We start from the raw sequence: 14,956 nt of genomic DNA on the forward strand, positions 1-14,956 counted from the left end.
GAATGGAAGAAACGTACACTTCTGCGGCGCTCCCGGCCCCCGTACCGTCGTCCTCATGGACGCCGTGTGTGTGACGTACGGCGCGAGCGCAGGAAAGAAGGCACCCCACATGAGCAGCACCAGCGGCACCCCCCGCGGCCCCATCGACTCCTCCCGCGTCCCGCGCTACGCCGGCCCGGCGACGTTCGCCCGCCTGCCGCGCCTGGACGAGGTCGGCACCGCCGACGTCGCGGTCGTCGGCGTCCCCTTCGACTCGGGCGTCTCGTACCGGCCCGGCGCCCGCTTCGGCGGCAACGCGATCCGCGAGGCGTCCCGCCTGCTGCGCCCGTACAACCCGGCGCAGGACGCCTCGCCGTTCGCCCTCGCCCAGGTCGCGGACGGCGGCGACATCGCCGTCAACCCGTTCAACATCAACGAGGCCGTCGAGACCGTCGAGGCCGCCGCCGACGAGCTGCTCGGCACCGGCGCCCGCCTGATGACGCTCGGCGGCGACCACACGATCGCCCTGCCGCTCCTCCGCTCGGTCGCCAAGAAGCACGGCCCGGTCGCGCTGCTCCACTTCGACGCCCACCTCGACACGTGGGACACGTACTTCGGCGCCGAGTACACCCACGGCACGCCGTTCCGCCGGGCCGTCGAGGAGGGCATCCTCGACACGGAGGCGCTGTCCCACGTCGGTACGCGCGGCCCGCTGTACGGCAAGCAGGACCTGACGGACGACGAGAAGATGGGCTTCGGCATCGTCACGTCGGCGGACGTGTACCGGCGCGGCGCCGACGAGGTGGCCGACCAGCTGCGCCAGCGCATCGGCGACCGCCCGCTGTACATCTCCATCGACATCGACTGCCTGGACCCGGCCCACGCCCCGGGCACCGGCACGCCCGAGGCGGGCGGCATGACCTCCCGCGAGCTGCTGGAGATCCTGCGCGGCCTGGCCTCCTGCAACCTGGTCTCCGCCGACGTGGTGGAGGTCGCCCCGGCGTACGACCACGCCGAGATCACCTCGGTCGCCGCGTCGCACACGGCGTACGAGCTGACGACGATCATGTCCCGCCAGATCGCGGCGGCCCGCTCCACCGACGCCTGACCGACGGGCCGGCGGCCGCGTCGGGCCGGTCGGCCAGACCGGTCGGACTGCTCGGTCCGGCCGGTCGGCCTGCTCGGTCCGGCCGGGCCCGGTCGGCTCGACGGCCCGGTGAGTCCGGTCGGCTCGACGGTCGGCCGGCTCGCCTGGTTGGCCGCGTCGGTCCAGCCGGCCCGGTCGGCTCGTCGGCGGAGGCGCGTTAGCCTCCAAGCGGCGCCGGACGCCTCGTATGGGTTCCGGCGCCGCCGTACCGCTTCCCGGAGGCCCGGAGGCCCGCCCGCATGACCCACGACCACGACCTCGTCCCGCGCCCCACCGCCGCGCAGACGGAAGCCGCGCTCACCCCCCCGCCCGGCCGCACCGGAGGGGACCTCGTCGTCGAGACCCTGCGCGGGCTCGGCGCGACCACCGTGTTCGGGCTGCCCGGGCAGCACGCGCTCGCCCTGTTCGACGCGCTCGGCCGCTCCGACCTCACGTACGTGGGCCTGCGGGTCGAGAACAACGCGGGCTTCGCCGCCGACGCGTACGGCCGGGTCACCGGCGAGGCCGCGCCGCTGCTGCTGTCCGCCGGGCCCGGCGCGCTGACCGCCCTGCCCGCCCTCCAGGAGGCCGCCGCCGCCTCCGCCCCGGTCGTCGCCATCGGCGCGCAGGTCCCCGCGCGGGGCCTGGGCGGCGGGCGCCACGGGTACCTGCACGAACTGCGCGAACAGCAGGCGTCGTTCCGCGACATCGTGAAGTCCGTGCACCAGGCCCGTACGGCCTCGCAGATCCCCTCCGCCGTCGCCGCGGCCTGGGAGTCGGCGCTGACCGCCCCGCACGGGCCCGTGTGGGTGGAGATCCCCGCCGACGTGCTCGCCGCGCCGACGGACGTGCCGGTCGTCACCGCGCCCGACGCGACCCCGCACGAGCTGGTGCCCCGCCCGGAGCTGACCGCGCTGGCGGCGCACTGGCTGTCGCGCGCCGAGCGCCCGGTGATCGTCGCGGGCGGCGGGGTCGTACGGTCGGACGCCTCCGGGAAGCTGCGGGCGCTGGCGGAGCGGCTGTCGGCGCCGGTCGTGACGACGTTCGGCGGCAAGGGCGCCTTCCCCTGGGAGCATCCGCTGTCCCTCCAGTCGTGGCTGGAGGACCGGCACACCACCGACTTCCTCCAGGACGCGGACGTCCTGCTGGTCGTCGGCTCGGGGCTCGGCGAACTGTCGTCGAACTACCACACGTTCCGGCCGCGCGGTCGGGTCGTGCAGATCGAGGCGGACCTCGGGAAACTGGAGTCCAACCACCCGGCGCTCGGCATCCACGCGGACGCCCGCCTCGCCCTGTCGGCGCTGCTGGAGACGGTGGAGGAGCGCCACGACCCGGCGGCGCCGGAGCGCGTACGGGAAGTGCTGGCAGCCGTCCTGGAGCGGATCGACGCGCAGGGGCTCACCCTGGAGCGGCAGGTGCTCGCGTCCGTGCGCGGCGCGCTGCCCGACACGGCGCCGTCCTTCTGGGACATGACGATCCTGGCGTACTGGGCGTGGTCGGCGTTCGACGCGCGGCGGCCCGGCACGATGCACTCGGCGCAGGGCGCGGGCGGCCTCGGCTACGCCTACCCGGCCGCGCTCGGCGCCGCCGCGGCCGACCCGGACAGCCCGGTGCTGGCCGTGTCGGGCGACGGCGGAGCCCTGTACTCGGTCGCCGAACTGGCGACGGCCCGCCAGCACGACCTGCCAGTGACCTGGCTGATCGTGGACGACGGCGGCTACGGCATCCTGCGCGAGTACATGACGGACACGTACGGCGGGGCCACGGGCACGGAGCTGGCGCGGCCCGACTTCGTGGCGCTGGCCGAGTCGTTCGGTGTCCCGGCGAAGCGGACCACGCCGGAGGAGCTGGAGGGCGACCTGCGGGACGCGCTCAGGGCGCCCGGTCCGTCGGTGGTGGTGCTCCCGGCGGTCCTCCGCATGTTCGCGCCGACCCACACGGAGGACTGACGGGCTGCCAGGTGGGGCCGGGCCCCTACCAGATGGCCTCGACCCACTCCGGGTGGTCGATGAACGGGTTCCGGTTGTGCTGGTACTTGCCGTGGATCAGGTCGTTGCGCTTGCGCTCGAACGCGTCCGGCGGGTCCTGCTCGTTCCACTGCTTCAGCACGGACAGGCGGCCGTGGAGCGGGGCCGTGCCGTTGGTGACGGAGTCGTTGGGCTCCAGGTCCGGCCAGCCGTCGGTGCCCTCGTAGCGGACGGCCATGTACAGGATCATGCGGGCCACGTCGCCCTTGTCGGCGGCGCGGGGCTCGAAGCTGTTGGAGTCGGTGTAGCTGCCGGGGGCGCCGCTGACCGGGCTGCCGCCCATGTCGAAGTCCTTGTTGCCGCGGATGCTGTTGACCTGGACGTCGGCCGGGCGCAGGTGGTGGAGGTCGGTGCCGGGGCCGGTGGAGGTGCCGAAGTCGCCGTGGGACTTGGCCCACACGTGCTCGCGGTTCCAGTCGCCGAGGTCGCCGCCGCTCAGGGACTTGGAGCGGGAGGTGCCGCTGTAGAGGAGGCGGACGTTGGCGCTGTTGGCCGGGTCCTCGTCGGTCTCCTTCAGGGCCGTCCAGACCGCCGAGTACGAGATCTTCGTCTGGTCGCGGATGATCGAGTGCAGGGCGCTCTTGAGGCTGGTGCCGGTCTTGCCGATGGCGGGCGCGTAGTACGTGTCGTCGTACGCGGACACGGTGGTCGTGGCCGTGGTGGTGGCCGAGGCCGTCGCCTCGGGGGCCGGGGCCGCTGCGGCGCCCGGGACGGTGACACCCACGAGCACGGCGACGGTGGCCAGGACGGGAAGCCTCCAGCGGCGTGCGGAGGCGGCCGGGGTTGACGGCATGGGGAGTCCTTTCCCGAGGTGGGGACACGGGGGAACGTTTCGGCGATCTACGCGAGTTGACCGCTGGGCAAGGGGAGAGTGCCATGCCTGTGGCTACACGCGTGTGAACGGGACGGGTCGGTCCTGTGTCATTGTCATGGACGTGTCGATCTGGCCGAAAGGGGCCCCTGTGAACTGATGCCGTGTGAGCACGCGGGCCCGGCGTCCGCACCGGGGAAGTGCCCTGCGGCAGGTTCCCCTCCCGCCCGCCGGGAAAGGGCTTGATGCGCCCTCCGCCCGGCGCGGAGGATGACCCCCATGCCGACCTTCGACGCCCCCGACGGGACCACGCTCGCCTACCACCTCGAAGGTGACGGAGCGCCACTGGTCTGCCTGCCCGGCGGGCCCATGCGCGCGTCCGCCCACCTCGGGGACCTCGGCGGCCTGTCGGCGCGGTGGCGGCTGGTCCTGCTGGACCTGCGCGGCACCGGGGCGTCGGAGGTGCCGGAGGACCCGGCGACGTACCGGTGCGACCGGCAGGTGGACGACGTGGAGGCGCTCCGCGCACACCTCGGCCTGGAGACGATCGGCCTCCTCGCCCACTCCGCCGCGGGCGACCTCGCCCTGCTGTACGCGGCCCGGTACCCGCGCCGGGTCCGCTCGCTGACCCTGGTGACCGCCCGGGCGCGCGCCCTGGGCGTCGAGTTCACGCCCGGGCGCCGACGAGAGGCGGCGGCGCTGCGGAAGGGCGAGCCGTGGTACGAGGAGGCGTACGGCTCGTACGAGGCGATCTGGTCCGGCACCGCGACCGACGCCGACTTCGACGCGGCGGCCCCGTTCTTCCACGGCCGCTGGGACGCCGCTTCGACGAGGCCGCCGAGGCGCTGCGCGGGCGCCGCGTCTCCGGGAAGGCGGTCCTGGCGGTGGCATCCGGCACGCCGCGCTGACCACGCGCCCGGGCGCGCTCGGCGCCTGCTGCGCCGCCGTGGGGACCGTAGCCCGGGAGCCGGCGCCCGGGAGCCCCGGCGCCCAGCAGCCCCGGCGCCCCGTAGCCCCGCGCCCGGAGGCCCAGCAGCCCCGGCGCCCGCCAGTCCGGGGGCCCGCCACCCCGCCAGCCCCGGCGCCCGCCGGCCCGCGCCCGCCGGCCTGCCGTCACGCACCTCCGACCTAGGCCGAAAGGATGGTCTTGGTCCCGCCGCCGCCCCGCCGGGATGAAAATCGCACCCCCGCCTGTTGGTGCCTTGCGGTAGATCAGCGGAAACGGGCGAAACGGGAGGCCGGAACGTGGTGTCGGCGGCGGGGGACAAACAGGAGCAGACGGCGGAACGCAGGTGGGCCAAGCGGCTCTGGGGGTACGCCTGGCGGCACCGGAAGGACGTCGTCCTCGCCCTCGGCTCGTCGCTGGGCGGCATGGCCGTCATGGCGCTCGTCCCGCTCATCACCAAGATCGTCATCGATGACGTGATCGGCGCGGGCACCGGCTCCCTCGGCATGTGGATCGGCGTCCTCATCGCCGCCGCCCTCGCCGTGTACGCCCTCACCTACGTCCGCCGCTACTACGGCGGACGTCTCGCGCTCGACGTCCAGCACGACCTGCGCACCGAGATGTACGGGACGATCACCCGCCTCGACGGCAGGCGCCAGGACGAGCTGTCCACCGGCCAGGTCATCGGCCGCGCCACCAGCGACCTTCAACTGATTCAAGGTCTCCTCTTCATGCTCCCGATGACGATCGGGAACTTCCTCCTCTTCTTCATCAGCCTCGGCATCATGGCCTGGCTGTCCCTCCCCCTCACCCTCGTCGTCCTCGCCGTCGCCCCCGCGCTCTGGTTCATCGCCAAGCGCAGCCGCGTCCGCCTCCACCCCGCCACCTGGTACGCCCAGGCCCAGGCCGGGCACGTCGCCGGGGTCGTGGACGGCGCCGTCACCGGCGTCCGCGTCGTCAAGGGCTTCGGCCAGGAGGACCAGGAGACCGGCAAGCTCCGCACGGCCAGCCGCGAACTGTTCGCCGCCCGGCTGCGCACCATCCGCCTGAACTCCCGCTACACCCCCGCCCTCCAGGCCGTGCCCGCGCTCGGCCAGGTCGCCATGCTCGCGCTCGGCGGCTGGCTCGCCACGCGCGGCGAGATCACCCTCGGCACGTTCGTGGCGTTCTCCACGTACCTCGCCCAGCTCGTCGGCCCGGTCCGGATGCTCGCCATGGTCCTCACCGTCGGCCAGCAGGCCCGCGCCGGTGTCGAACGCGTCCTGGACCTCATCGACACCGAGCCGTCCCTGACCGACGGCACCGTGGAGCTGCCCGCCGACGCGCCCGCCGGTGTCGAGTTCGACGACGTGTCCTTCTCGTACGGCGAGGGCGACGGCACCCCGCCCGTGCTCGACGGGTTCTCCCTCACCATCCGCCCCGGCGAGACCGTCGCCGTCGTCGGCGCGTCCGGCAGCGGCAAGTCCACCGTCTCGCTGCTCCTGCCCCGCTTCTACGACGTGACCGGCGGCGCCGTCCGCGTCGGCGGCCACGACGTGCGCGACCTGACCCTCTCGTCGCTGCGCGCCGCCATCGGCCTCGTACCGGAGGACAGCTTCCTCTTCTCCGACACGGTCCGCGCGAACATCGCCTACGGGCGGCCCGACGCCACCGACGAGGAGATCGAGGCCGCAGCCCGCGCAGCCCGCGCCGACCGGTTCATCGCCGACCTGCCCGACGGGTACGACACGACCGTCGGCGAACACGGCCTCACCCTCTCCGGCGGGCAGCGCCAGCGCATCGCCCTGGCCCGCGCCATCCTCACCGACCCCCGGCTGCTCCTCCTGGACGACGCCACGTCCGCCGTCGACGCGCGCGTGGAGCACGAGATCCACGAGGCGCTGCGCGCGGTCATGGCCGGGCGGACCACGCTCCTCATCGCCCACCGCCGCTCCACCCTCAACCTCGCCGACCGCATCGCGGTGCTCGACGGCGGCCGCCTCTCCGACATCGGCACCCACGAGGAGCTCCAGGAGCGGTCCGCCCTGTACCGGCGGCTGCTCACCGACCCCGACGAGCTGGGCGGCGTCTCGCCCGGCCACCTCCTCCAGGCCGCCCCCGACGAGGACGACGACCGGACCGTACGGGAGGAGCTGGACGCCGAGTTCGACGCCGAGCGCGGCATCACGCCAGCCCTGTGGGACCGCGACGCCGCCGCGCCCGGACCGGCCAGGACGCCCGGCGCGACGCCCGAGCTGCTCGCCCAGGTGGAGGCGCTGCCCCCGGCGACCGACGCGCCCGACGTGGACGAGGTGCAGGCGGTACGGCCCGAGGATTCGTACGGGCTGCGCCGCCTGCTGCGCGGCTTCGGGCTGCCGCTGCTGTTCGCCCTGCTGCTCGTCGCCGTGGACGCGGGCATGGGCCTGCTGCTGCCCGTGCTGATCCGGCACGGCATCGACGAGGGCGTCACCCAGGCGGCGCTCGGAGCGGTGTGGGCCGCGTCCGCCCTGGCGCTGCTCACCGTCGTCGTGCAGTGGGCGGCGCAGGTCGGCGAGACCCGCATGACAGGGCGGACCGGCGAGCGGGTGCTGTACGCGCTCCGCCTGAAGATCTTCGCCCAGCTCCAGCGGCTCGGCCTCGACTATTACGAGCGCGAGCTGACCGGGCGGATCATGACCCGGATGACCACCGACGTGGACGCCCTGTCCACGTTCCTCCAGACGGGCCTGGTCACCGCGTTCGTCTCCGTCGTGACGTTCTTCGGGATCATGGTGGCGCTCGTCGTGATCGACGTGCAGCTCGCCCTCGTCGTCTTCGCGACGCTGCCCGTGCTGATCGTCGGGACGTTCTTCTTCCGGCGCGCCAGCGTCAAGGCGTACGAGCTGGCCCGCGAGCGGATCAGCGTCGTCAACGGCGACCTCCAGGAGACCGTGTCCGGGCTGCGGATCGTGCAGGCGTTCCGCCGCGAGCGGTCCGGCGCCGCCCGCTTCACCGGCCGCAGCCTGGAGTACCGCCAGGCGCGGGTGCGCGGCCAGTGGCTGATCTCGGTGTACTTCCCGTTCGTGCAGCTCCTGTCGTCGCTGGCCGCCGCCGCGGTGCTGGTCGTCGGCGCGGGCCGGATCGACGCGGGCACGCTCACGCCGGGCGCCCTCGTGGCGTACCTGCTCTACATCGACCTGTTCTTCGCGCCCGTGCAGCAGCTGTCGCAGGTCTTCGACGGCTACCAGCAGGCGTCCGTGTCGCTGCGCCGCATGCAGGAGCTGCTGCGCGAGCCGACCTCCACACCGCCCGCCGCCGACCCGCGCCCGGTGCCGTCCCTGAAGGGCGACATCGCCTTCGAGGACGTGACCTTCGCGTACGGCGACGACGAGGAGGCGCTCAGCGGCGTGGACCTGCGCATCCCGGCCGGGCAGACCGTCGCGTTCGTCGGCGAGACCGGCGCGGGCAAGTCCACGCTGGTCAAGCTGGTCGCGCGGTTCTACGACCCGACGGCCGGGCGGGTCACCGTGGACGGCACCGACCTGCGGGAGCTGGACCTCACCGCGTACCGGCACCGCCTCGGCGTCGTCCCGCAGGAGGCGTACCTGTTCCCCGGCACCGTCCGGGACGCCATCGCCTACGGGCGGCCCGACGCGACCGACGCCGACGTGGAGGCCGCGGCCCGCGCGGTCGGCGCCCACGACATGATCGCCACGCTGGAGGGCGGGTACCTCCACGAGGTCGCCGAGCGCGGGCGCAACCTGTCGGCGGGCCAGCGGCAGCTGATCGCCCTGGCCCGCGCCGAACTGGTGGACCCGGACGTCCTGCTGCTGGACGAGGCGACGGCGGCCCTGGACCTGGCGACGGAGGCCCAGGTCAACGCCGCCACCCAGCGCCTGGCGGGCCGCCGCACCACCCTGGTCGTCGCCCACCGCCTCACCACGGCCGCCCGCGCCGACCGCGTGGTCGTCATGGACCACGGCCGCGCCGTCGAGGACGGCACCCACGAGGAACTCCTCGCCCGCGACGGCCGTTACGCGACCCTGTGGCGCACCTTCGTGGGAGAGCCGGAACACGTGGGCTGACCCGGGGGCCCCGGGTCCCGGCGACCTCTGCTCCGGAAAAGCAGCGCTCACCTGACCCGGGGCCGGTCCGGTGACCTCCGCCACGCGAAGTCAGCGCTCGACGGCCCCGGCCCCCGGGGCCGTCGAGCGCTGCTTGCAAGGCCTCGGATCTCCGCGTCACACCATCGGCCTGGGACCGGCAGAGGCAGACGTCCGCCTCAGCGGAGGGGATGCCGACGAGCACGCCCACGGTCTGTGTCCCCCACCCGCCACATCCGTCGGCACACCCCTTGCGGACGATCCGTGACATCCGCGAATCCTTGCCGGAGGACCAGCGCGGGACTTCGACGCGGAACTCGCCGACACGGACATCGAGGCTCTGCCCGAGATGCTGAATCGCCGGGTGGCCCTAAGCAATGACGGCTTCGAGGAGTTCCTGTTGTCCCGGCCCTTCGACGGCGGCGGGGAGTTCGGAGCCCGTTCCCACGACGAGCAGCCGGGTGACGCCGAGTGAACGAAGGAGCGGGGACCAAGGCAGGCCCGCGCGTCCTGGTGTGGTGTCCAAGTACCTTGCCCGTACGGCGCCATGGTGATCCAGCCGTGGGAGCAGCAGGTGGGACAGTGACGGTGTGGTCCGATGCTGCCGGGCCGGGCCGGGCGGGCTTCGGTGGCATCTGCTTGGTGAGTTCGCACGGGCCATGGCCAGCGAAGGCGCACCCCAGCTCGCGGAGCCATGAAGGGCCGTACGGGGCTGCTGTCACCCAGTGCCGTTGACGTCTGTTTGCGCCGCGGACTGGGCATCCGCACCGGCTGCCGGAGCTCGGCGACAGGTTTCGGACCCAGCCCTCCCACGGTGGCGCCACACCCTGGCCGTCGTATCCGCCTCGTCCACGGCCCGAACTGGATACGATTCGCTCGACCGGAGAATGCGAACTCACCTGCAAACAGGGCCTGTCGGGCTGAATGACCGCTCGAACCCGTCCTGGGGGCCGTTTACGCTCCGGCACAGTACCGCGCTCACGCATCTCAAGAAGGGGACGGGTCGTGTCAGCACCGTGGATGTCGGCCGAGCAGTGGGACAGCATGATGCGGGCCATCACCGAGTCGAAGTACCAGCTGCTGCTGGGCGCCGGCGCCAGCCTGGACTCCGAGGGGCCGCAGGGGAGGTTGCCCGGTGGCTGGGACCTCGCACAGGAGATGGCCACGGCGTTCTCGCTGCCCGGAAATCCGCGCGGGAACCTGCGCCAGGTCTTCTCGATGGCGAAGTCGCGCGTCACGGCGGACGGCCAAAACGTCCTGGCCTACATGGCGGACCGCTTCGCCAACTGCACCGCACCGTTGTGGTACGCCGACCTCGTCTCCATCCCATGGCGGTACATCTGGTCGCTGAACATCGACGACTCGGTGGAGAACGCCTACAACAAGCAGTTCACCGACCACGCTGCCAAGGAACTCGTCTCCGTCTCCTGGACGGACTCCCACCGCGTGCCATCGGGCCACCAGGTCATCCTCGTCCACCTGCACGGTGTCGCCTGGGCGAAGAAGACGGACGACCTCGTCTTCGACATCTCGTCCTACCTGTATGCGGCCACCCAGCGCCACCGCTGGCACAACATCTTCGCCGACAGCTACTTGGAGACGCCCACCATCATCCTGGGCGCGAGCCTCAACGACGAGATCGACCTGGAGAATGTCCTGGAGAAGGGGCGTGTGCAGAGCGGCTCCGAGCCCTCCGTCATCGTCATGCCGACGATCGACGAGTTCGACAAGGAACGCTTCCGTGGGTGGGGCCTCATCCCGGTCGAGGCCACGGCCGAGGAGTTCCTCGCCAAGGTCCGGGCCAGCTGGCCGGAGTACTTCCAGCAGGCCGACGTGTCGGCGGACAACCCCAGCCGCATCAACCCCAACGTGCTGAGCTTCCTGAGCCAGTGGCATCCCGTCCACACGGGCTCCGAGTACCGTCTCGACGACCGGCACGACTTCTACGCCGGGCACGAACCCCTGTACTCCGACATCCTGCGCGACCTCGACTCACACCGCGTCCTCACCGACAGCGTATTCCGCGAGGCGATGTCAGACGCACCGCAGAAGGTCGTCTGCCTGACCGGTTCCGCGTTCACAGGGAAGAGCACGATAGCCCTGCGGGTCGCGAGAAGACTCGCGGAACAGAACTGGACGCCGTATCTACTCGATCCCGAACTGCGTCCCTCACTGGAGGCCACCCTGTGGTGGCTCAGACAGCATCCGCGGACCCTCCTCATCGTGGAGGGTGCCGCCGACTTCGCGAACGACCTCGCCGACATGGCCCTGCGCGCCAAGGAGCGGGGCATCCCTTTCAAGCTGCTGGCCGTGGAACGGCGCTCGCGCGCCCGAGAGGTGCGCCGCAGCTTCACGGGCGTGGGGTTCGCCGACGCGGAGGTCTCCGACAAGCTGAAGGACACTGAGATCGAGGCTCTGATCCGGCAGCTCAAGGGCCACGGACGGCTCGGCATCGTGGCCGACGCCGGCCACACCGAACAAGTCGAGTATTTCACGCGGAAGCACGGCGGGAACCTCTTCTCGGCGATGTCGAACCTGGAGGAGGCCGACGGGTTCCGCAGCAGGGTGCGGACGGGGTACTCGCTCCTGACAAGCGAGACCGAACGAGCGGTGTTCCAGGCCGTGTGCATCACCTCCGCCCTCGGTTACGGACTGCCGATCGGCGCTGCGGCGTCCGTCTGCGGACTGCCGGCAAGCGAGCTGAACACCCTGCTGCATTCCGAGTCGGTGCTCGCCGACTTCATCCGCGTGGCCGGGGGACGCCTCCACCCGCGGCACCGGGCGTTTGGCTCGTACATGCTGGAGAACTCCTTCAGCAAGCAGGAGAACTACGCCGTCACCCTGAAACTCGCCCAGCACTACGGCGTGCAGATCTCCCCGGCGGCCATCGCGTCGCGCACCTTCGCCTACCGCATGGTGCGCCAACTCCTCGATCACGAGATGCTGACCGTGTGGCTGGGCGTGGAACGCCTGGACGCCTGGTACGAGGCGCTGCAGGAGACGTACGCCTGGAACGCTCGGTACTGGGAGCAGCGGGCCCTTGGAGCGAGCAAGCGGGGCCGGCATGCCCCGGCCAGTTCGTGGGCCCGGCAGGCCATCGCCCAGCACCGCGACGCGTTCGCGCTGAACACGCTGGCCACCGTGCTGTTCCGTAGGTACCTCGCCGAGGGCGGGCCGGAAGACGGCAGGACGGAGAACCTGATGGAGGTGGCCGCGTACCTGGAGGAGGCGCGCGCCATGGCAGCCGAGGACTCGGAGTACCCGTACATCACCTTCTTCAAGTACACCCTGAACTGGGCGGAACGGGCGAAGAAGGCCAACGGGTCCATCGACAGGCGTATCGTCCGCCGGTGGGACGACTGGATGCACCTGGTCGACATCTCCCCGATCACGCGTTCGCCGGAGGTCAGGGAGCAGTTGAAGTCGTTCCGCAGGAGGTGGCTCCTGCTGGCCTAAGGGCCGTCGGCTCCGGTTCGGTCAGCCCGCGCTCTCCGACAAGAGCCCGGGCTCCGAGTCGAGAGCCGCCCGGCACACGGCGGCCTGCACGTCCGTGTAGGCGAGCAGGTAGACGACGCGGATGCGTGATGCCGGGTGGGAGCGGAAGTAGCTCACCGTCGCGGCCAGCAGAGCGTCCACGGTCTTTCCGAGGTCGCTGTTACCGCCGCCGGTCCCCAGGAGCGGCAGCACCACCGAGCGCAACGGCTCGCCCGCGGCGGCCAGCCGGTCCACCTCGGCGAGGACGTTGCGCACGCACCGCTCCAGGTCGATGACCTGCCGGTACCCCGAGCCGGGTTCTCCCTCCACGGCTGCGACATGCAGGATACGCCGGACCTGGTGGCTTTCCTGCAGCTCGCCCGGCCCTGTGACCAGCACGGATCCCGCCGTCACATGGGAACGGCCCGCCATGCGCTCGGCCAGCTCCAGGGCGATGGTGTCGTGTACCAGATGGCCTGCGTCGTCCCGGCGGCCGCCGTGGTAGCGGATCGTCGCCGAGAGGGTGGGTTCGTCCACGCGTGACATCTCCATCCGCGTGTTCTCGGAGTTGACCCACACGTCCGTCCCCAGCACGTTGGCGACGTTCCCAGTGATCATCCCGATGCGGTGGCGCCGGTCGCCCTGCAGCGGCAGCTCGTACCGGGTGCACTGGAGGACGGGCCGTGCAGTGTCCTCCGCCGGCCGCTGCTGCGACAGTTGCCTGCGCAGCGCGGTGTTCTCCCGAGTTGCCTTCTTCAGCTCCGCCGCGACCTCGTCCAGACGCCGGGTCTTGCTGAGCCATGTGAACGACACCAGCAGGAAGAAGGCGGCGAATCCGGCGGCCCCGCCGATCCCGAAGCCCAAGGCCCGACCCTCGGTCATCGAGTCCGGGAAGGCGGAGAACAGGAAGAGGGCAGCCGCCAGGGAGTACAAAAGGATCACCGGCAGCTGGAGAGAGTACTGCCTCCCCGCCCGGTCCGGCGCGGAGGACCAGATGTGCAGGGCGATGCCGGAGACACAGAGAACGGCAGTGGTGGAGAGCTGCAGCGGACTCATCGGCCCCGACTCCTTTGTCACGTCACTGAACGGTCGATCGCTGTGCGGCACAGCCGGCCTTGCCTCCGAGCATATGCTGTGCGGTGAAGAGCCAACTCGGATCGAGTCCATCAACGCCCTTAGTTGTACCAGCACTTGGCGACTGTCCGACTCGCGAGGGCCGGCTGCCATCCGGGTCCGTTGTCGGCGCGGTTGTGCGGCGCCTCTTGGAGGAGGTCCGCCGTCCGAACGTCCACGGCGAGCCGCAGGCCCCGGGCGACCGCCCACAGCACCAACCCGGCCAGGAGCAGGTTGCGGATCAGGATGAGGAAGGAAACGCCGGCCCTCGGGTCGTCCGGCTGCCCGACACGCGGCACACGGATATGGCGGTGTCTCCACCTCGCCGGTGGCCCCGCCAACTGCTTCGTCGGGGCAGCACTCCATACCTGAGCCACCGTGTCACGGCCCTCCGGGAGGGGTGAGTACCACACCTGGGTAGTCATGCTCATGTTCGAGCAGCGGGGAGCTGGTGGGGTGTGGGGATGAGCGTGAACGACACCACACCCGTGGCCCCCGTCGGGCCCCTCTCCGCTCGCGCGCTGCGGAGGATCTCCCTGCTCTGCGCCCTCGCGCTGCCGCCGCTGTGGCTGGTCGCCTGGCTCGTGCCGCTGTCCGGGGAGACGGGTGGGCGCTGCGTGACGTACGGGGGCAACTGCGGCGGTCTCTGGCCGGAGGGAACGCCCTGGTTCAGTTTCGCCGTCGTCGCCGTCGCCTGCTGCGTGGCCCTGCTCACGCCCGACCGGGGCGGCCGTACCGCTGTTCTGCGGCGGGCCGCCCTGGCCGCGCAGCTCTTGATCTCGGCCGTCGCCGTCCTGTGGGTCCTCACCTGGGCCACCGCCTGACCGGAGGGCAACCGTCCGGGCCGTCCTCGCGTCGTACGCATGTACGGGGACGAGGCGAGGGGGCCGGCTGGTGTTCAGGTGGAGTGCGAGGGCGTGGCGCGGGCGGGTCGCGGGCGGGGTGGCCGTGGTCGTCGCCGCCGGGGTGCTCGGGGTCGCCGGGCCGGGGGTGGCCGACGCGGAGGCCGCGCGGCTCGCGGGCTGCCCCGGGCGGCTCGCCAAGACCGTCAAGTTCGCCACCGGGGAGCTTCGGGTCTACAAGAACCGCCAGTACGCCTGCGCCGTCACCGTCGCCGAACCGGGCGCCCGCCGCCCCATGTCCGTCACCCTCCAGCCGCGCGGCGGCCGGGCCCTCGCCGACACCGGCAAGTTCACCCGGCAGGCCGGGCCCGTCACCGTCCACGCCCTCAACCGCTGCGTCCGCGCCACCGGCGCCGTCTCCGGACGCGGCGGCGCCACCGGCTGGATCCTCTGCTGATGGCCGTGCCCTGACCGTCCCTCGCCCGACGCTCCGCCACCCCCGCTCGGCCAGGGGCTGGTCAGGGACCCGCGCGCACCGCTAGGTTCACCGCGACCGCAACGAACCCAGTGGAAGGCA

General features: G+C 72.1%; 10 protein-coding genes. 7 read left to right on the top strand and 3 right to left on the bottom strand.

Going from position 1 to position 14,956, the window contains the following annotated elements; all coding sequences use genetic code 11:
- The first annotated feature begins 109 nt into the window (after positions 1–109).
- Positions 110–1,087: an agmatinase gene (gene speB / locus J116_RS18650; RefSeq protein WP_023588588.1), complete on the top strand. Its 978-nt coding sequence runs from the start codon at positions 110–112 to the stop codon at positions 1,085–1,087.
- A 278-nt stretch (positions 1,088–1,365) separates the two neighbouring features.
- A complete protein-coding gene (locus tag J116_RS18655) occupies positions 1,366–3,054 on the top strand; it encodes a thiamine pyrophosphate-binding protein (RefSeq protein ID WP_023588589.1) in 1,689 nt (562 codons plus the stop codon).
- A gap of 25 nt (positions 3,055–3,079) precedes the next feature.
- Here the strand turns inward: J116_RS18655 and J116_RS18660 are convergent, their stop codons facing one another.
- Positions 3,080–3,925, bottom strand: coding sequence for an endonuclease I family protein (locus J116_RS18660; protein WP_023588590.1), 846 nt, complete (start codon positions 3,923–3,925; stop codon positions 3,080–3,082).
- A gap of 297 nt (positions 3,926–4,222) precedes the next feature.
- Here J116_RS18660 and J116_RS28700 point away from each other — a divergent pair, with 297 nt between their 5' ends.
- From J116_RS28700 to J116_RS18675, 3 genes are all read left to right on the top strand, one after another.
- On the top strand, positions 4,223–5,119 hold the full coding sequence (locus J116_RS28700; RefSeq protein WP_023588591.1) for an alpha/beta fold hydrolase: 897 nt from the start codon (positions 4,223–4,225) through the stop codon (positions 5,117–5,119).
- Positions 5,120–5,188: 69 nt separating this feature from the next.
- Positions 5,189–8,932 (top strand): ABC transporter ATP-binding protein, encoded by a 3,744-nt coding sequence (locus tag J116_RS18670; protein ID WP_023588592.1) that lies wholly within the window; start codon positions 5,189–5,191, stop codon positions 8,930–8,932.
- A 1,023-nt stretch (positions 8,933–9,955) separates the two neighbouring features.
- On the top strand, positions 9,956–12,406 hold the full coding sequence (locus J116_RS18675; RefSeq protein ID WP_161492126.1) for a P-loop NTPase: 2,451 nt from the start codon (positions 9,956–9,958) through the stop codon (positions 12,404–12,406).
- Between the two features lie 21 nt (positions 12,407–12,427).
- Here J116_RS18675 and J116_RS18680 read toward each other — a convergent pair whose 3' ends face one another.
- Entirely contained in the window at positions 12,428–13,480 is a 1,053-nt protein-coding gene (locus tag J116_RS18680; protein ID WP_023588595.1) for a macro domain-containing protein, read from the bottom strand.
- A 119-nt stretch (positions 13,481–13,599) separates the two neighbouring features.
- Entirely contained in the window at positions 13,600–13,836 is a 237-nt protein-coding gene (locus J116_RS18685; RefSeq protein WP_023588596.1) for a hypothetical protein, read from the bottom strand.
- Between the two features lie 165 nt (positions 13,837–14,001).
- Between J116_RS18685 and J116_RS18690 the strand changes: the two genes are divergently transcribed.
- Together J116_RS18690 and J116_RS18695 are read left to right on the top strand one after the other, a co-directional pair.
- Entirely contained in the window at positions 14,002–14,361 is a 360-nt protein-coding gene (locus J116_RS18690) for a hypothetical protein (protein WP_023588597.1), read from the top strand.
- A 118-nt stretch (positions 14,362–14,479) separates the two neighbouring features.
- Positions 14,480–14,836 (top strand): hypothetical protein, encoded by a 357-nt coding sequence (locus J116_RS18695; RefSeq protein ID WP_023588598.1) that lies wholly within the window; start codon positions 14,480–14,482, stop codon positions 14,834–14,836.
- Positions 14,837–14,956: the final 120 nt, after the last annotated feature.

It is taken from the genome of Streptomyces thermolilacinus SPC6 (assembly GCF_000478605.2).
Classification (GTDB): domain Bacteria; phylum Actinomycetota; class Actinomycetes; order Streptomycetales; family Streptomycetaceae; genus Streptomyces; species Streptomyces thermolilacinus.